The 16,364-nt window shown below is 64.8% G+C and carries 17 protein-coding genes; 10 read left to right on the forward strand and 7 right to left on the reverse strand.

All coding sequences use genetic code 11. The features are described from left to right. Positions 1 to 262: 262 nt before the first annotated feature. Together BKY26_RS03700 and BKY26_RS03705 are read left to right on the forward strand one after the other, a co-directional pair. Positions 263 to 1,222 carry an L-malyl-CoA/beta-methylmalyl-CoA lyase gene (locus BKY26_RS03700; RefSeq protein ID WP_071689056.1) on the forward strand — a complete coding sequence of 320 codons (960 nt, stop codon included), beginning with the start codon at positions 263 to 265 and terminating at the stop codon, positions 1,220 to 1,222. A 108-nt stretch (positions 1,223 to 1,330) separates the two neighbouring features. Beyond that, a complete protein-coding gene (locus BKY26_RS03705; RefSeq protein ID WP_071689057.1) occupies positions 1,331 to 2,290 on the forward strand; it encodes an acetyl-CoA carboxylase carboxyltransferase subunit alpha in 960 nt (319 codons plus the stop codon). Between the two features lie 6 nt (positions 2,291 to 2,296). Here the strand turns inward: BKY26_RS03705 and BKY26_RS03710 are convergent, their stop codons facing one another. Continuing rightward, complete coding sequence (locus BKY26_RS03710) at positions 2,297 to 2,821, reverse strand: cytochrome b (protein WP_071689058.1); 525 nt, start codon at positions 2,819 to 2,821, stop codon at positions 2,297 to 2,299. Between the two features lie 155 nt (positions 2,822 to 2,976). On the opposite strand from BKY26_RS03710, the gene BKY26_RS03715 reads away from it, so the two are divergent. The 3 genes from BKY26_RS03715 (at position 2,977) to BKY26_RS03725 (ending at position 5,481) form a co-directional block, all read left to right on the forward strand. Then, positions 2,977 to 4,125 (forward strand): acyl-CoA dehydrogenase family protein, encoded by a 1,149-nt coding sequence (locus tag BKY26_RS03715; RefSeq protein ID WP_071689059.1) that lies wholly within the window; start codon positions 2,977 to 2,979, stop codon positions 4,123 to 4,125. A 164-nt stretch (positions 4,126 to 4,289) separates the two neighbouring features. Further along, positions 4,290 to 5,069 (forward strand): ATP-grasp fold amidoligase family protein, encoded by a 780-nt coding sequence (locus BKY26_RS03720; RefSeq protein ID WP_071689060.1) that lies wholly within the window; start codon positions 4,290 to 4,292, stop codon positions 5,067 to 5,069. Positions 5,070 to 5,274: 205 nt separating this feature from the next. Continuing rightward, positions 5,275 to 5,481 carry a hypothetical protein gene (locus tag BKY26_RS03725; RefSeq protein WP_071689061.1) on the forward strand — a complete coding sequence of 69 codons (207 nt, stop codon included), beginning with the start codon at positions 5,275 to 5,277 and terminating at the stop codon, positions 5,479 to 5,481. A 1-nt stretch (position 5,482) separates the two neighbouring features. On the opposite strand, the gene BKY26_RS03730 is transcribed toward BKY26_RS03725, so the two are convergent. The 3 genes from BKY26_RS03730 to BKY26_RS03740 form a co-directional block, all read right to left on the reverse strand. Then, the gene (locus tag BKY26_RS03730; protein WP_071689062.1) at positions 5,483 to 6,415 is read right to left on the reverse strand and encodes an L-lactate dehydrogenase; all 933 of its coding nucleotides are present in this window, start codon (positions 6,413 to 6,415) and stop codon (positions 5,483 to 5,485) included. 77 nt (positions 6,416 to 6,492) lie between these two features. Further along, positions 6,493 to 7,650, reverse strand: coding sequence for an acetylornithine deacetylase (gene argE / locus BKY26_RS03735; RefSeq protein WP_071689063.1), 1,158 nt, complete (start codon positions 7,648 to 7,650; stop codon positions 6,493 to 6,495). Beyond that, on the reverse strand, positions 7,647 to 8,831 hold the full coding sequence (locus BKY26_RS03740; RefSeq protein ID WP_071689064.1) for a M24 family metallopeptidase: 1,185 nt from the start codon (positions 8,829 to 8,831) through the stop codon (positions 7,647 to 7,649). The genes argE and BKY26_RS03740 overlap by 4 nt, the downstream gene beginning before the upstream one ends. 130 nt (positions 8,832 to 8,961) lie before the next feature. On the opposite strand from BKY26_RS03740, the gene BKY26_RS03745 reads away from it, so the two are divergent. The 3 genes from BKY26_RS03745 to BKY26_RS03755 all read left to right on the forward strand — a co-directional run bounded on the left by BKY26_RS03745 (position 8,962) and on the right by BKY26_RS03755 (position 10,718). Then, entirely contained in the window at positions 8,962 to 9,552 is a 591-nt protein-coding gene (locus BKY26_RS03745) for a pseudouridine synthase (protein ID WP_071689065.1), read from the forward strand. Positions 9,553 to 9,563: 11 nt separating this feature from the next. Continuing rightward, positions 9,564 to 9,959 carry a YbaN family protein gene (locus tag BKY26_RS03750; protein WP_245764422.1) on the forward strand — a complete coding sequence of 132 codons (396 nt, stop codon included), beginning with the start codon at positions 9,564 to 9,566 and terminating at the stop codon, positions 9,957 to 9,959. Between the two features lie 357 nt (positions 9,960 to 10,316). Further along, positions 10,317 to 10,718, forward strand: a complete 402-nt coding sequence (locus BKY26_RS03755) for a hypothetical protein (RefSeq protein WP_071689066.1) — start codon at positions 10,317 to 10,319, stop codon at positions 10,716 to 10,718. Positions 10,719 to 10,828: 110 nt separating this feature from the next. Here the strand turns inward: BKY26_RS03755 and glpK are convergent, their stop codons facing one another. Together glpK and glpD are read right to left on the reverse strand one after the other, a co-directional pair. Then, positions 10,829 to 12,316 (reverse strand): glycerol kinase GlpK, encoded by a 1,488-nt coding sequence (glpK, locus tag BKY26_RS03760; RefSeq protein WP_071689067.1) that lies wholly within the window; start codon positions 12,314 to 12,316, stop codon positions 10,829 to 10,831. A 253-nt stretch (positions 12,317 to 12,569) separates the two neighbouring features. Continuing rightward, positions 12,570 to 14,141 (reverse strand): glycerol-3-phosphate dehydrogenase, encoded by a 1,572-nt coding sequence (gene glpD / locus BKY26_RS03765; protein ID WP_071689068.1) that lies wholly within the window; start codon positions 14,139 to 14,141, stop codon positions 12,570 to 12,572. Between the two features lie 128 nt (positions 14,142 to 14,269). On the opposite strand from glpD, the gene BKY26_RS03770 reads away from it, so the two are divergent. Beyond that, the gene (locus tag BKY26_RS03770; protein ID WP_071689069.1) at positions 14,270 to 15,037 is read left to right on the forward strand and encodes a DeoR/GlpR family DNA-binding transcription regulator; all 768 of its coding nucleotides are present in this window, start codon (positions 14,270 to 14,272) and stop codon (positions 15,035 to 15,037) included. Here the strand turns inward: BKY26_RS03770 and BKY26_RS03775 are convergent. Next, a complete protein-coding gene (locus BKY26_RS03775; RefSeq protein WP_071689070.1) occupies positions 15,015 to 15,692 on the reverse strand; it encodes an arylesterase in 678 nt (225 codons plus the stop codon). The two genes, BKY26_RS03770 and BKY26_RS03775, sit on opposite strands and share 23 nt — an antisense overlap. Between BKY26_RS03775 and BKY26_RS03780 the strand changes: the two genes are divergently transcribed. After that, positions 15,691 to 16,362, forward strand: a complete 672-nt coding sequence (locus tag BKY26_RS03780) for an ABC transporter ATP-binding protein (RefSeq protein WP_071689071.1) — start codon at positions 15,691 to 15,693, stop codon at positions 16,360 to 16,362. The two genes, BKY26_RS03775 and BKY26_RS03780, sit on opposite strands and share 2 nt — an antisense overlap. Positions 16,363 to 16,364: the final 2 nt, after the last annotated feature.

The raw sequence follows: 16,364 nt of genomic DNA on the forward strand, positions 1-16,364 counted from the left end.
CCGCCCCGAAAAATCTTCCCGAAGATTTTTCATGCCATGAAGGATTTTCTGGAAAATCCTTCTGCGTCGCCGCATGCGCAAATTTTGGTCTTTGTCTGCACGCCCGGTGTACGGGGGGTGTACAGGGGGTGTACGGGGGGCACCCCCCCTCTTTCGCGGCCAAATCGCGCATTGCCGCAATGCAGCACTTGCGTGCCGCGACGCAATAATCTACCCAAGGCGGGAACTTTTACGACATATCCTTGCCCAAGGGGAACCACCCATGTCCTTCCGCCTGCAGCCCGCTGCCCCCGCCCGTCCGAACCGCTGCCAGCTTTTCGGCCCCGGCTCCAACACCAAGCTGTTCGCCAAAATGGCCGCCTCCGCCGCCGATGTGATCAACCTCGATCTGGAAGATTCCGTCGCACCCTCCGACAAGGAGCAGGCCCGCGCCAATGTGATCGAGGCCATCGGCAATGTGGATTGGGGCACCAAGACGCTCTCGGTGCGGATCAACGGGCTGGACACCCCCTATTGGTACCGCGATGTCGTTGATCTGCTTGAACAATCCTCGGCCCGGCTCGACCAGATCATGATCCCGAAAGTGGGCTGCGCCGAGGATGTCTACGCCGTGGATGCGCTGGTCACCGCGATTGAGGCTGCCAAAGGCCGCACGAAGAGAATCGCCTTCGAAGTCATCATCGAATCGGCCGCCGGCATCGCCCATGTCGAAGAGATCGCCGCATCCTCCCCGCGGCTGGAAGCCATGAGCCTCGGCGCCGCCGATTTCGCCGCCTCCATGGGCATGCAGACCACCGGCATCGGCGGCACGCAGGAAAACTATTACATGCTGCGCGAGGGGCAGAAATACTGGTCCGACCCCTGGCACTGGGCTCAAACCGCCATCGTCGCCGCCTGCCGCACCCACGGCATCCTGCCGGTCGATGGCCCCTTCGGCGATTTCTCGGATGACGAGGGCTATATCGCGCAAGCCATGCGCTCTGCCACTCTGGGCATGGTCGGCAAATGGGCCATCCACCCGAAACAGATCGCACTTGCAAATCAAGTGTTTACGCCGTCTGAAGCCGCCGTTGCAGAGGCCCGCGAAATCCTTGCCGCGATGGAAGAGGCCAAGGCCTCGGGTGCGGGGGCGACCGTCTACAAGGGCCGTCTCGTGGACATCGCCTCGATCAAACAGGCCGAGGTGATCGTGAAGCAATCCGAGATGATCGCCGCCGGCTGATCCCTCAAAGGCCCCGCGCCACATGCCCGGGGCCTTTTCTTGCGATGCGGAACGTTGCAAATCCCGTCCACCCCCTGCATATAGCCAAGGGTCAGACGGAGGCTTTGCATGAACTATCTCGACTTCGAAAAACCCCTCGCCGAGATCGAGGGAAAGGCCGAAGAGCTGCGGGCCATGGCGCGCGGCAACAAGGAGATGGATATCGAGGCCGAAGCCAAGGCGCTCGACAAGAAGGCCGCCGACATGCTGGCCGACCTCTACAAATCGCTGACGCCCTGGCGCAAATGCCAGGTGGCGCGCCACCCCGACCGGCCCCATTGCCGCGACTATATTCAGGCGCTGTTCACTGAATACACGCCGCTGGCGGGCGACCGGAACTTCGCCGATGACCATGCGATCATGGGCGGGCTGGCCCGCTTCAACGACCGTCCCGTCGTGGTGATCGGCCATGAAAAGGGCCATGACACCAAGACCCGGATCGAACGCAATTTCGGCATGGCCCGTCCCGAGGGCTACCGCAAAGCGGTGCGCCTGATGGATCTTGCCGACCGGTTCAACATGCCCGTCGTGACACTGGTGGACACGCCCGGCGCCTATCCCGGCAAGGGCGCGGAGGAACGCGGCCAGTCAGAGGCGATTGCCCGTTCGACCGAGAAATGTCTGCAGATCGGCGTACCGCTTGTCTCCGTCGTGATCGGTGAAGGCGGATCGGGCGGGGCCGTGGCCTTTGCCACCGCCGACAAGGTGGCGATGCTGGAACACTCGATTTACTCGGTGATCAGCCCCGAGGGCTGCGCCTCGATCCTTTGGAAGGACGGGGCCAAGATGCGCGAAGCGGCCGAGGCGCTGCGCCTGACCGCGCAAGACCTTGAAAAACTTGGCGTCTGCGACCGGATCATCAAGGAACCGCTTGGCGGCGCGCAACGCGACCGGGCGACCACCATCACCCGCGTGGGTGAAGGGATCGAGGCGCTGCTGGCCTCCATGGACGGAAAATCCCGCGACGACCTGATCGCGGGCCGCCGCAGGAAATTCCTCGATATGGGCTCAAAAGGGCTGGCCGCGTAAGGCCCCCTACCGACCGAACCACATCCGCTGAAACAGCCCGTCGCGCAGCATGATCTGGTGGTAAAGCGCCCCCAGAATGTGCAGCGCCAGCATCGCCATGATCAGCTTGGCAAGAATGCCGTGGATCACGCGCGGGCTGAATTCAAAGAAGCTGTCGGGCAGCGGCGTGGTACCGGCCAAGGCATCCGAGAGGCCCGACATGCGGCCCAGAACCATGCCCGACACGGCCATCAGGATCACGAAGATATTCAGAAGCTTGGGCATCGCCTGCCCCAGCTTGTCCAGAAAGGCGCTGCCGGTTTTGGCGTGCTCAGGCGCGGGCATGAACCGGCGCAGGACAATCCGCAGGACGGTCAGCACGAGGATCACCAGCCCGATCAGCCGATGCGTGGCCAGCATCGACAGCTTGTCGGGGTCGGCATTGTCCATCGGTTCCAGCACGAAGGTGCCCACCCCCAGCATCAAAAGCATCAGCACGGCAACGATCCAGTGCAGGGCGACGGTAACGGGGTGGTAACGGTAAACGGACATGGCGCATCCTTTCGCGGCACTGGTACGTTCGGTCAGCGGTATGGTCACCGCCTTTAGTTGTCAACGGCAAGTATATTTCCCGGTCAATCCGCCGCAACGGCATGCTTGCCCGAATTCCCTGCCCGCGTCACCATCCCCCGCAAGGAGGACCCCAAATGCCCAACCATCTGTGGATGCAGGACGACCATCACGCCTATGCCGACACCGTTCGCCGGTTTCTGGACGAGGAATTCCAGCCGCATCGCGACGAATGGAAAGAGGCGGGCAAGATCCCCAAGGATTTCTGGCGAAAGGCCGGGGATCTGGGCATTCTTGGCGCGACCACGCCCGAGGCAAACGGCGGCCTCGGCCTGTCCCGTCATTTCGATGCGGTGACCTATATCGAACAGGCCAAGGCAGGGGATAGCGGATGGGGATTTGCCGTCCACAACATCGCCGCCCACTACATCATTGCCTATGGCACCGACGAACAGAAGGCGCGCTGGCTGCCCAAGCTGGCGACCGGCGAGATGGTCGGTGCCATCGCCATGACAGAACCGGGGACCGGCAGCGATTTGCAGGCGGTGCGCACAACGGCGGTGCCCGACGGGAATGAATACCTGATCAACGGCTCCAAGACCTTCATCACCAACGGTGGCAGCGCCGATCTGCTGATCCTCGTGGCCAAGACCGACCCCACATCGCGCGCCAAGGGCGTGTCGCTGATGGTGGTGGAAACCGAAGGGCTGGAGGGTTTCCGCGTGGGCCGCAAGCTCGACAAGATGGGGATGCGGAGGAACGACACGGCGGAGCTGTTCTTTGAGGACGTCCGCATCCCGCGTGACCACCTGCTCGGGACCGAGGAAGGTCAGGGGTTTTACCAACTGATGCGGCAATTGCCGTGGGAGAGGCTGATCCTCGGCTACGCCGCACTCGGGTCGTCGCAATGCGCGCTCGATGTGACGCTCGCTTATGTGAAAGAGCGCAAAGCCTTCGGCCAGCGGGTCATGGATTTCCAGAACACCCGCTTCAAGCTGGCCGAATGCGCGACCAAGGTGGAAATTCTCGCGGCCTTCCTCGACCAATGTCTGGAGGAGCTGGAACAGGGCACCCTGACCGCCGAGAAAGCCGCCATGGCCAAGTGGTGGGGCAGCCAGACCCAATGCGAGATTGTGGATGAATGCCTGCAACTGCATGGCGGTTACGGCTACATGAACGAGTACCTGATTGCCGAGCTCTATGCCGATGCCCGTGTGCAGAAGATCTATGGAGGCACGAATGAGATCATGAAGGAGCTGATCGCACGGGACCTGGACCGCGACTGACGCGATCGCCGCGTTTACTGGGCCATTGCCGCAGGCACGGCACCATGGCACCGTCTGTTCGACCCGCAACAGGACCAACGACGATCACACCCATGACGCTCATTCCCCCCCGCATACGCTACAGGCTGACGGGCGTAGAACCCCCGACGGAGTTTAAACGCCGGATGGAGGACCGCCTCCAGCGATGGTATCGCGGCACGGATCCGCATCCCGATCCGGCCCTGCAACGCAGGCGGCTGTCGGTGGCGGCTCTCGCCAACAAATCGGCAATGCGCGCCTATGCACAGCAGATGAACCTGCCGCTGCCCGAGCGCTACGCCGAGGCGAATGACGTGGACGGCCTCGACATACCCGCGCTTCCGCAAAGGGTGGTCATCAAGCCAGACAACCTGTCCAGCAACAAGGGCGTGTTGCTGTTCGACGGAGAGACAGAGGTCTTTTCCGGCGACACCGTGCCCTTGTCCGAACGCGGGGCCTATGTGAAACGCAGGATGGACCCATTGATTTCCGCCAAGCCCGCAACCCGACTGATTGCCGAGGAGTTTCTGAAGGATATCGACCCTGGCAAGGTCATTCCCCGCGATTTCAAGACCTTCGTGGCAGGCGGTCGGACGCATGTGATCAAGGTCGTCGACAGGAACGGCAAGGCGGGAACGACCTTGGAACGGTACTATCGCCGGACCTGGAAACCGTATCGGGATCTGCAATATTCAAACAGCCTGGCCCCGCCGATCCCCAGACCCGAGCGATACGAAGAACTGCTCGATCTGTCCGATCGGATTGCGCGCGACATTCAGTGCTTCATGCGGCTGGATTTCTACATCACGCAGCGCGGTGTGGTGTTCGGGGAATTCACATCCTACCCCAATGCGGGCAACAAGCACACGGCCCGTGGCAGCCGCGTCTTTTGCGAGTTGATGGACCGCTATCCGGACCCGTTCTGAACCGTGGTTCACCCGACCCAGTTGCCGAGCCTTGCGCCCTGCGACGGTCGGAGCGGGTGCAATGCGACCGACCAATCGAATTTTCGCAAAATCCTCTGAACACGCCACGAAAATTCCCGCATTGGGCCGCTGATGCGCACGGCTGACGGACGACACCCAAAGGGTTCATTCCGCAATCCCCATAGCCAACCGGAGGTCCGATCCCATGAAACCCACCCGTCTCGTTGCAACCGTCCTGACCTTGACCGCCCTGTCATCCGGCGCGGCGCTGGCCCAGACATACACCACGCCCGACGGCTGTTCCTACACCCGCGCGCAGGCGCCGGGCTATCCCGCGACATGGCATCTGATTCTTAACCCCGAGCGGATCGGTCTGCCGACCCCCACGGCCCGCTGTGCCGCGATGCTGTAGGTCAAAGCGACAAGGGCGCCAGCCGGTCGTGCAGGATTTGTGCCGACCGGCGCAGGGCGGCTTCCTCGCCCTCGCTCAGTTCTGGCCACAGCGTCGCGGTCACGCCCTCGCGCCCCACCGTGCGGGGCAGCGACAGGGCCACATCCGGCACGCCCAGAACATCCGGTTCCACGACCGACACGGACAGCACCGCCTGTTCGTCGCCTGCAATCGCCGCCACGATCCGCGCCAGCCCGCCGCCGATGCCGTACCATGTCGCGCCCTTGCCTTCGATGATCGTATAGGCCGCGCCGCGCACGCCTGCGTCGATCCTTTGGCGCACATCTTCGGTCAGTGGCGCCGAGACCTGCGCGGCGAAGCTTTCCAGCGGCACCGACCCGGCCCGCGCGCTGGACCAGGCCAGCACCTCGGAATCGCCGTGTTCGCCCAACACATAGCCATGGACCGACCCCGGAGAAATCCCGAGATGCCGCCCCACCAGCCAGCGAAACCGCGCGGTGTCGAGGATCGTGCCCGACCCGATCACGCGCCCCGGCGGCAGGCCTGTCAGCCGCGTGGTGATCTGAGTCATCAGATCGACTGGGTTAGAGGCGACCAAAAGGATCGCCCCGGGACTGACCGCCATGACCTGCCCCACCACCTGCCGGAACACATCCGCATTCCGTTCCAGCAGCGCCAGCCGCGTTTCCCCCGGTTTCTGCGACACGCCACAGGACAGGATGACCACTCCCGCCCCGTCCAGATCGGCATATTCGCCCGCGCGCACGATGGCGGGCGAGGCGAAGGGAATGGCATGGGCGATATCCTCGGCCTCGGCCCGCGCACGCGCGCGGTCAACGTCCACCAGAACGATCTCGGACGCTTCGCCCTGCATGACCAATGCGAACGCGGCCGTAGCCCCGACCATGCCTGCCCCGACGATTCCGACTTTCACTGCATGCCCTGCCAGCTTGTGAGACCTGCCTCAGGGTAGCGCAGCACCGCCATGGCTGACCAGAGCGGAAACCCGCGTCAGCACAGCCGCTGGCTGAGCCGCTCCAGCAGGCCCAGACACTGGCCCATCTGGGTCAGTTCGATGAATTCATCGGGCTTGTGCGCCTGCTCGATAGAGCCCGGACCGCAGACGACGACCGACATGCCCAGATCCTGAAAAAGCCCCGCCTCGGTCCCGAACGGCACCAGCCCCGCGCCATTCGCGCCGGTCAGTTCCATGACGATATCGCGCGCCTCGTTCTCGCTGGCCGGGATCAGCCCGTCGACCTCGCCCACGACCTCCGTTTCGATACGCGCATCGGGGCTGACAGAGCGCATCGCCGGCAGCAGCACCTCCTCGCAATAGCGGTGCAGGTCGCCCCGCACGAAATCGGCATCCGATTTCTGCACGGGCCGCATTTCCCAATCCACCTGCGCGCGGCCGGGGATGACATTATGCGCCACGCCGCCCACAAGCGCGCCGGTGTTGATCGTGGTCCAGGGCGGTTCAAAGGCACTGTCTGCGGGCGCGCGGGTCTTCAGCGCCTCTTTCAGCTCCATCAGCCGGTTCACGTAGCGCACCGCGTATTCCACCGCGTTCACCCCGTGGTCGGGGGCGGACCCATGCCCTTCAAGCCCGGTGAAATGGGTGGAATATTCGCAGCACCCCTTGTGCCCTTCGATGATCCGCATCGAGGTGGGTTCGCCCACGATGGCCATGTCGGGCAACAAGTCGCGCCCGCGCAGCGCCTCTACCAATGCCTGAGCCCCGAGGCAGCCGACCTCCTCGTCATGGGTAAAGGCGAAATAGACCGGCTTCTTCAGCGCCCGCTCGGCAAAGAGCGGCGCCATCGCGACAGAGGCCGCGATAAACCCTTTCATGTCACAGGTGCCGCGCCCAAAAAGCTTGGCGTCGTCGGCGCGCATCCGAAACGGGTCGCTCGTCCAGTCCTGGTCCGCCACCGGCACAACGTCGGTGTGACCCGACAACATGATGCCCCCCGGCACCTCCGGCCCGATCCGGGCAAAGAGATTGGCCTTGCGCCCGGTCCCGTCCTGCAACACCTCCACACGCGCGCCCGCCGACTCCAGGTGATTGGCAAGGCAGGCGATCATGTCGAGGTTGCTGTCGGGCGAGATCGTCGGATAGGCGATCAGCTCCTCCAGCAATGCGGTGGTCTCGGGCAGCCCGGTCATGGCTTGACGAAGAGCTTGCGCTCCACGTTGCACAGCGTTTCCGCCGGACCGTCCTCCTTGATCAGGATGGTTTCCGTGGTCTCAAGGCCCCAACTGTCCATCCACAGCGCGGGCATGAAATGGAAGGTCATGCCCGGTTGCAGCACGGTCTCATCCTCGCCCCGAATGGACGCGGTGCGCTCGCCCCAGTCAGGCGGGTAGGACAGGCCGATCGGGTAGCCCATGCGTCCCTTGCGGTCGAACCCGTGCTTGTGCAGCACCTCCATGAAGGCGTTGAACACGTCGCGCGTCTGGTTGCCCGCGCGCGCGGCGTTCAGCCCCGCCTCGATCCCCTCCATCTGCGCGGCCTCGACCCGGCGCATCTCGTCCGACGGCGTGCCAAGGAAGATCGTCCGGCACAGTGGCGCGTGGTAGCGGCGATAACAGCCCGAAAGTTCGAAGAACGTGGCCTCGCCCTCGCGCATCTCGTCCCCGTTCCAGGTCAGGTGCGCAGCGGTGGCATCAAGCCCCGAGGGCGTCAGCGGCACAATCGCCGGGTAATCGCCCCAGATATCGTCCACCCCGGTGATCCCAGCATGCATGATGTCCGCCACAAGGTCATTCTTGCGCACCCCCGGCGCGGCACGTTCCAACGCGACCCCGACAACCTTTTCCGAAATCTTGGCCGCCTTGCGGATAAAGCCGATCTCTTCCTCCGACTTCACCAGCCGCTGCCAGTTCACCAGCGCCGTGGCATCGACCAGCGTCGCATTGGGCAGTTCGGCCCCCAGAACCGCATGCGCCTTGGCGGAGTAATAGTAGTTCTCCATCTCCACCCCGATCCGCGCGCCCGCAAGGCCCAACCGGGTGAAATGTTCCGCCAGATCCTGCATCGGGTGATAGACGCTCGACTGAATGTAATGGTCGGAATAACCGTGGATGTTTTCCGCCGCCATCCAGCAGGTCCGTTGCCCACCAAGTGCGTCCATGGAGCGACCCCACCATTCCGGCTCGCCCTCCATGCGCAGGATCACGCCCTGATGCACGTAGAAGGACCAGCCGTCATAGCCCGTCAGCCAGGCCTGGTTCGACGGGTCGGCCACGAAAATCGCATCGAGCCCGGCGTCCGCCATCGCGGCCCGTGTCTTGGCAATCCGCCGGTCATATTCCGCTTGGCTGAACGGTGCGCATCCCGCTGGCATGTCATCTCTCCCTGTCTGGCTGTCCCGGTCACGCTAGGGGAAATCGTAGACACCGCAACAGCTTTTCCGACACCGCGCTTGCCGAACGCGTCAGGATCGGTCAGGACCGGGGGCAGCGAAAGGCGAGGCAATGACCAGACTGATCCTATTCAACAAGCCCTACGACGTGCTCTCGCAATTCACCGACAAGGGCACCGAGGGCAGCACCCGCCGCACCCTGTCGGAATTCATCGACGTGCCGGGGGTGTACGCGGCGGGCAGGCTCGACCGCGACAGCGAGGGGCTGATGGTCCTGACCGATGACGGCCGGTTGCAGGCCCGCATCACCAGCCCCCGCGCGCAGACGCCCAAGACATACTGGGCACAGGTCGAGGGCACCCCGACGGAAGGCCAGTTGCAGGCCCTGTGCAAAGGGGTCACGCTCAAGGACGGCCCCACGCGGCCTGCCAAGGTGCGGCTGATGGAGGAACCGGAAGGCCTCTGGCCCCGAACCCCGCCCGTGCGCTTTCGCAAGACCGTGCCCGACGCGTGGCTGGAACTGACAATCACCGAAGGCCGCAACCGCCAGGTCCGCCGCATGACCGCCGCCGTGGGCCTGCCCACCCTGCGCCTGATCCGGGCCCGCGTGGGCAAATGGGCACTCGACGGCCTCGCCCCCGGCGACTGGCGCGATGCAACGGCAGAACTCGCCGCCCCTTCCCCCCGCCGCAAACCGCGCTAAACCCGAAGGGCATGAGCTTGATGCCAGACCCCGCCAACCGCCCCCGCCTGCGCCACCTGCCGTGGCTCGCGCTCGGCTGGACCGCCGTGGCGCTCGGCTTCGCGGGCGTGGTCCTGCCGATCCTGCCGACGACACCCTTCCTGATCCTCGCGGCCTTCGCCTTCTCCAAAAGCTCCCCCCGCCTGCGGCAATGGCTGGTGGATCACAACATCTTCGGCGGACCGATCCGCGATTGGGAAGAAAAGGGCGCGATCCGCCCGCGCTACAAGGTCATGGCCTGCACCGCGATGGCGCTGGTCCTGCTGGTCAGCATCCTCTCCAACCTCAGCGGCATGGTCATCCTGATCCAGATCATGGCCATGGGCGGCGCGGCGGCCTTCATCCTGTCCCGACCGAACGGCGACTGATCGCCCCGCCCTTTTCATCTTGGCCAAAATACCTCCGCCGGAGGCGTCCCGCCCTCTCAGCTCGCGGGTCATCCGTGACAGCGAACCTCCAGCAGCCACGAACCCGTGGCAACGCGGCCCGAGGAGGGCGCCAGAGGCGCCTGACGAGGGGCGCTCCCGGATCGTCGCGCGATGCGCGGCGAAACGAGGGAACACTCTGCCAGGAGATCGCCGATGTTTGACCGAGAACCCGCCGGGATGCTACTCCGAAGGACAACCCGGACGCGGCCATGGGGCCGGTGGTCACCGCCGCGGACCGGGGCAAGAGGCCGTGGCAAGAACGGATCGGGCGCTTAGCGTACCCGCCGGAGGCTTTTCTTGACCTGTTTTTCCCGATCCCTTTTCGTGGCCCTCTTTTCCGTGGCCCTTCTGCACGCCCCTCAGGCAGGCGCCCAGATGCACAGCTATACCTGTAGCGATGCCGATGCGTTCTTCGGATCCGTCTACGCACCGGGCTGGGACTACATCTCCGGCTACGGCTCCCGCTCTGACTGCGAGAACGCCTGTTGGGGCTTCGCCAACTGCGAGGCCTATTACTGCACCACCATCGGCTATTGCGTCGCGCTCCATGCCGGTCCGAGTGCCTCAAGCAGTGGCACCGGAGGCGGGGCCGGGACCGGCTCGGTCGGGCCAAGCCGGTCCAACCTGCCCTTCGGCGCGGCCTGCGGCTTCAACTCCGAATGTCAGTCCGGTCAGTGCTGGCTTGGCTTCTGCCAGTAGCGGATTTCGCGTTTCGTCTGCACGCAGGGTGCACGGGGGGTGCACAGGGGGTGTACGCCCGGCACCCCCCCTTTTTTTTCGCCGCCGGACGGGCCGGAACAGGCCCGCCGCTAGCGGCTCAAGGTCCGCGCCACGGCGTCCTTCCACCCGGCATATAGCCGCGCGCGCCCGGTCTCATCCATCCCCGGCTCGAATTCCCGCTCCAGCGCCCAGGTATCGGCAAACCCGTCACGGTCCGGGTAGATCCCGGCCTTCATCCCGGCCAGCCACGCGGCCCCGAGCGCGGTGGTTTCCAGGATCTCGGGCCGGTGCACCGGCGCGCCGAGAATGTCCGCGAGAAACTGCATGGTCCAGTCCGACGCGCTCATCCCGCCATCGACGCGCAGGATGCCGTCTCCGCCCGCCCCCTGCCAGTCGGCGCGCATCGCTTCCCACAGGTCACGTGTCTGATATCCCACGCTTTCCAGGGCCGCGCGCGCGAATTCCGCGGGGCCGGAACTGCGCGTCAGACCGAACACAGCCCCCCGGCAGTCCGCATCCCAATAGGGGGCACCAAGGCCGGTGAAGGCCGGAACGAGATAGAGGTGTTGTTCGGGATCAGCGGATTCGGCCAATCCCTGTGTCTGAGGCGCCGCGTCGATGATCTTCAGCCCATCCCGCAGCCATTGCACCACCGCCCCCGCAATGAAGATGGAGCCTTCCAGCGCATAGGTGGGCGTGCCGTCGAACTGGTAGGCGATCGTTCCCAGCATCCGGTTTTGCGACCTGACCAGCGTGTCGCCGGTATTGAGCAGCGCGAAACAGCCCGTTCCATAGGTTGATTTCAGCATCCCCGGCGCGAAACAGGCCTGCCCGATCGTCGCCGCTTGCTGATCGCCCGCGACGCCCAGAATGGGCAGCGCCGCACCGAAGAGGCCCGGCTCGGTCGCGCCGAACTCCGCCGCGCAATCCTTGACTTCGGGCAGCAGGTTCATCTGGATGTTCAGAAGCCCGCAGATCTCTGCATCCCACTGGCCCTCGCGGATATTGTAAAGCAGCGTCCGCGCCGCGTTGGTGGCGTCGGTCACATGCGCCGCGCCGCCGGTCAGACGCCAGATCAGGAAGGTATCGACCGTGCCGAAGGCCAGTTCGCCGCGTTCCGCCCGCTCGCGCGCGCCCTCCACGTTGTCCAGCAGCCAGGCCAGTTTCGTCCCGGAAAAATAGGGGTCCAGCAGCAGCCCGGTCTTGTCCTGCACCATGGCCTCGTGCCCTGCCTCCCGGAGGGAGGCGCACCGATCCGCCGTGCGCCGGTCCTGCCAGACGATGGCGTTGTGCAGGGGAGCGCCGGTCGTCCGGTCCCACAGCAGCGTGGTTTCCCGCTGGTTGGTGATGCCGATCCCGGCAATCTCGGCCGCCGAAAGCCCGGCCTTGTCCAGCGCCGCGCGGCAGGTGTCGACAACCGTGGTCCAGATGTCCTCGGGGTCATGCTCGACCCAGCCCGAGGCCGGGAAATGCTGCGTGAACTCCTGCTGCGCGGTGGCCTTGATCTTCATGTCGCCGTCAAAGACGATGGCACGGCTTGATGTGGTGCCCTGGTCGATGGCCAGAATATGGGTCATCGGTTCCTCCCTTGTTGTCGCGATCCTAGCGGGCGTTTCCTGACCCGCAAGTCATTCGGTTGATCCTGGCAGGGTTCGCCGCCTGCCGGCGTCGACCAGGGGGCGGCCCGCCTCAAGCCCCTTTGGGGCCCTCGTCGAGCCGCGTTGCCACGGGATATCGGGAAGCGTCGTGTGCCGGATCGGATGGTGGATGTGGTTGCGGGGTCGGGATGCCTCCGGCGGAGGTATTTTGGCCAAGATGAAAGACAGGCGCTCATTCCACTGCTGCCGGAGCATTGGCGGAAGCGATCATGAAGCGGTCGATGGCGGCGATCTGGTCCTCGGTCAGCCTGAGGCCGAGCCGGGTACGACGCCAGACCACATCCTCGGCGCGTCGGGCATATTCCCTGCGCATGAGCCAATTGAGTTCCGCCTCGGTAAGCGTTGCACCAAAATCACGGCCAAGGTCGGCGGCGGCGGTTGCATTCCCAAGGATATCGCGCGCCTCGGTGCCGTAGTGGCGTACCAGCCGCTTGGCCCAGGCCGGGGTGAGGAACGGGTAGTCGGTGCGCAGCCCGTCGATCAGATCCTGCACGCCAGCCACGGGGAAATCCCCGCCCGGCATGGGCACGCCAGCCGTCCAGTCCCCGCGCGACAGGGGCAGATGCTGGCCGATTTTCTCCAGCGCGCTTTCGGCGAGCTTTCGATAGGTGGTGATCTTGCCGCCGAAGACGTTCAGCACCGGCGTCCCGTTCGCATCCACCTTCAGCACATAATCCCGCGTCGCCGATTGGGCTGCGCTGGCCCCGTCATCATACAGGGGGCGGACGCCGGAATAGGTCCAGACCACGTCCGCAGGGGTCACGGGCTGTTTAAAATACTGGGACGCGAAGGCGCAGAGATAGTCCTGCTCCTCGCCCGTACAGATCGGTTTCACCGACGGGTCGGGGTGGTCGAGATCGGTGGTGCCGATCAGGGTGAAATCCTCTTCATAGGGGATCGCGAAGATGATCCGCCCATCCTCGCCCTGAAAGAAATAGCACTTGTCGTGATCGTAGAGCTTTCGTGTTACGATATGACTGCCACGCACCAGCCGCACATTTTCGCGGGAGTTCACGCGGATCTTGGTCTGGATCACATCGCCCACCCAGGGACCTGCCGCGTTCACCAGCATCTTTGCGCGCACCGTCCGCTGGCCGGTCTCATCCTCCAGCGTGATGGCCCAGGCATCCCCATCTCGGGCCGCGGAAATCACCTTGGTGCGCACCATGATCCGCGCGCCGCGTGCTTCGGCATCGCGGGCGTTCAGCACCACCAGCCGTGAATCCTGCACCCAGCAATCGGAATACTCATAGGCCTTGGCAAATCGGTCTTGCAGCGGCTGTCCTTCGGGGGCGGTCCGCAGCTTCACCGTCCGCGTGGCGGGCAGGATCTTCCGCCCGCCCAGATGGTCATATAGGAACAGGCCGAGCCGGATCAGCCAGGCCGGACGCCGCCCGCGCATCCACGGCATGACCAGCCCGAGCAGCCGCGAGGTGGGCGTCGTGCTCTCGAACCGCATATCCTTGTGATAGGGCAGCACGAAGCGCATGGGCCAGCTGATATGGGGCATCGCGGACAGCAGAACCTCGCGTTCCTTCAGCGCCTCGCGCACCAGCCGGATCTCGAAATACTCAAGATAGCGCAGCCCGCCATGAAAGAGCTTGGTCGCGGCCGAGGATGTCGCCGAGGCGAGGTCGTTCATCTCGGCCAGACCGACCGTCAGCCCCCGGCCCGCCGCGTCCCGCGCGATTCCGCAGCCGTTGATGCCGCCGCCGATGATGAAGAGGTCATATTCCTCTGACATGAGAGTACCGCTTTCCTGATGATGCGCGACTCCTCTCACTTCATGTTCGCTTTGTCAATTTTCATGTTCGCTTTTCTTCGCTTTCGCGCGCAGTTTTCTTCGCTATAAGGGACGTGGAAGGAGAGACCATGCCCATCACCCCCCGCCAATCTGATATTCTCGACCGGGCCCGCAGCGACGGCCGGGTGATGGTGGAAGGGCTGGCAGAGGCCTTTGGCGTGACCGTCCAGACCATCCGCCGCGATCTGACGGAGCTATGCGATGCGCGGCTGCTGGACCGTATCCATGGCGGGGCGGTGCTGCCCTCGGGTGTCACCAATATCGGCTACGAGGACCGCCGCCGCCTGAATGCGGATGCGAAGGAGGCCATCGCCCGCGCCTGTGCCAACGAGATCCCCAATGGCGCCTCGCTCTTCCTCAATATTGGCACCACGACCGAGGCTGTGGCCCGCGCTTTGCAGGGGCATAGCGGGCTGATGGTGGTAACGAACAACATGAACGCCGCGCAGATCCTCGCCGCGAACCCCTCTTGCGAGGTGGTTCTGACGGGCGGCGCGTTGCGGCGGGCGGATGGGGGTCTTGTGGGCGATCTGGCGGTGCAGACGATCCGGGCCTTCAAGGTGGATGTGGCGGTGATCGGGGCGTCGGCTCTGGACGCCGACGGCGACCTGCTCGACTTCGACATTCAGGAGGTGCGGGTGGCCCACGCGATCTTGCAACAGGCGCGGCAGGCGATCCTAGTCGCCGATCAGGGCAAGCTGACGCGGGCGGCCCCGGTTCGTATCGGTTCGCTGTCCGATCTGGATATCTGGGTGACCGACACCGACCCGCCCGCGGCGCTGCGCGCGCTCTGCCGGGACTCGGGCACCGAGATCAGGGTTGCTGGACCCGCGTGAGAAGCGCCTCCACCGCAGGCCCGAGCGCCTCGACAATCAGCGCCACGCCGTCGGCATTCGGGTGGATGCCATCGGCCTGCATGACCGCCCGCAGATCCGGGGCCGCGACGACCGGGGCGAGGAAGCTTTCAGCGTAGAGCGTGCCATAGTCCGCGGCCAGATCCGGGTAGATCGCATCGAAGGCTGCCTGATAGTCGGGGCCGTAATTCAGCGGCGCCTCCATGCCGACCAGCAGCACCTCGACCCCTGCCGCGCCCGCCGCGTCCAGAATGCCGGCCAGACTGGCCCGCGCAGCCTCTGGCGGCAGGCCGCGCAGCAGGTCGTTGCCGCCAAGCGTCACGATCAACGCCTGAACATCCGATGTCAGCGTCCAGCCGATCCGCGCCAGACCGCCCGCCGTGGTATCGCCCGAGACGCCCGCATTGATCAGCCGCACCTCATGGCCCCGCGCCTGCAACCATGCCTCCAGTTGCGGGACAAATCCCTGCTCGGCGGGCAGCCCGTAGCCTTGCGTCAGGCTGTCACCAAGCGCCGCAATCACCACCTCGTCGGCCCATGACGGCGCGGCACAGAGGCCAAAGGCCAGCACAGCCGCCTTGCCCAGACCCGCCATCCCCCCATATCCATGAGAGATATACGCCCGGAGCCTTTTCATGACGTCCCCCATTCTGTCCCTCACCGACGTGACCCTGACGCTTGATGGCAATGCAGGCCCCGTTGAAATCCTGCACGGGATCACGCTTGCGGTTGAAGCCGGGGAAACGGTGGGGCTGGTGGGGCCGTCGGGATCGGGCAAATCGTCTCTCCTCATGCTCATGGGCGGTCTGGACCGGGCCACGGGTGGAACGGTCACAGCGCTTGGCAAGAACCTGACACCGATGACCGAGGACCAGCTGGCCCGTTTCCGCAGGGACAATATGGGCGTGGTCTTTCAAAGCTTCCACCTTATTCCCACCATGACGGCGCTTGAAAACGTGGCGACACCGCTGGAACTGGCGTGCCGCAAGGATGCCTTCGCACGGGCAGAGGAGGAACTGGCCACCGTGGGGCTTGCCGACCGAATGCACCACTATCCCGGCCAGCTTTCAGGCGGGGAGCAACAACGTGTGGCACTGGCCCGCGCCGCCGCGCCGCGCCCGCGCATCCTGTTGGCCGATGAACCCACGGGCAATCTGGATGAGACCAACGGGCGCGCGATCATGGACCTGCTCTTTGACCTGCGCGACCGGCATGGCGCAACGCTGATCATGGTCACCCATGCGCCGGAACTGGCCGCCCGCTGCGACCGGGTGATCGGCCTGCGCGACGGGCGGCTGGACGGATGATC

Origin of the sequence: Nioella sediminis (assembly GCF_001879695.1) — a bacterium.
Classification (GTDB): Bacteria; Pseudomonadota; Alphaproteobacteria; order Rhodobacterales; family Rhodobacteraceae; genus Nioella; species Nioella sediminis.

Excerpts from the sequence above, each read along its gene's own strand:
- BKY26_RS03700 (WP_071689056.1), top strand. The coding sequence starts at position 263 with ATGTCCTTCCGCCTGCAGCCCGCTGCCCCCGCCCGTCCGAACCGCTGC.
- BKY26_RS03705 (WP_071689057.1), top strand. The coding sequence starts at position 1,331 with ATGAACTATCTCGACTTCGAAAAACCCCTCGCCGAGATCGAGGGAAAG.
- BKY26_RS03710 (WP_071689058.1), bottom strand. The coding sequence starts at position 2,821 with ATGTCCGTTTACCGTTACCACCCCGTTACCGTCGCCCTGCACTGGATC.
- BKY26_RS03715 (WP_071689059.1), top strand. The coding sequence starts at position 2,977 with ATGCCCAACCATCTGTGGATGCAGGACGACCATCACGCCTATGCCGAC.
- BKY26_RS03720 (WP_071689060.1), top strand. The coding sequence starts at position 4,290 with ATGGAGGACCGCCTCCAGCGATGGTATCGCGGCACGGATCCGCATCCC.
- BKY26_RS03725 (WP_071689061.1), top strand. The coding sequence starts at position 5,275 with ATGAAACCCACCCGTCTCGTTGCAACCGTCCTGACCTTGACCGCCCTG.
- argE (WP_071689063.1), bottom strand. The coding sequence starts at position 7,650 with ATGACCGGGCTGCCCGAGACCACCGCATTGCTGGAGGAGCTGATCGCC.
- BKY26_RS03740 (WP_071689064.1), bottom strand. The coding sequence starts at position 8,831 with ATGCCAGCGGGATGCGCACCGTTCAGCCAAGCGGAATATGACCGGCGG.
- BKY26_RS03745 (WP_071689065.1), top strand. The coding sequence starts at position 8,962 with ATGACCAGACTGATCCTATTCAACAAGCCCTACGACGTGCTCTCGCAA.
- BKY26_RS03750 (WP_245764422.1), top strand. The coding sequence starts at position 9,564 with ATGAGCTTGATGCCAGACCCCGCCAACCGCCCCCGCCTGCGCCACCTG.
- glpK (WP_071689067.1), bottom strand. The coding sequence starts at position 12,316 with ATGACCCATATTCTGGCCATCGACCAGGGCACCACATCAAGCCGTGCC.
- glpD (WP_071689068.1), bottom strand. The coding sequence starts at position 14,141 with ATGTCAGAGGAATATGACCTCTTCATCATCGGCGGCGGCATCAACGGC.
- BKY26_RS03770 (WP_071689069.1), top strand. The coding sequence starts at position 14,270 with ATGCCCATCACCCCCCGCCAATCTGATATTCTCGACCGGGCCCGCAGC.
- BKY26_RS03780 (WP_071689071.1), top strand. The coding sequence starts at position 15,691 with ATGACGTCCCCCATTCTGTCCCTCACCGACGTGACCCTGACGCTTGAT.
- BKY26_RS03775 (WP_071689070.1), bottom strand. The coding sequence starts at position 15,692 with ATGAAAAGGCTCCGGGCGTATATCTCTCATGGATATGGGGGGATGGCG.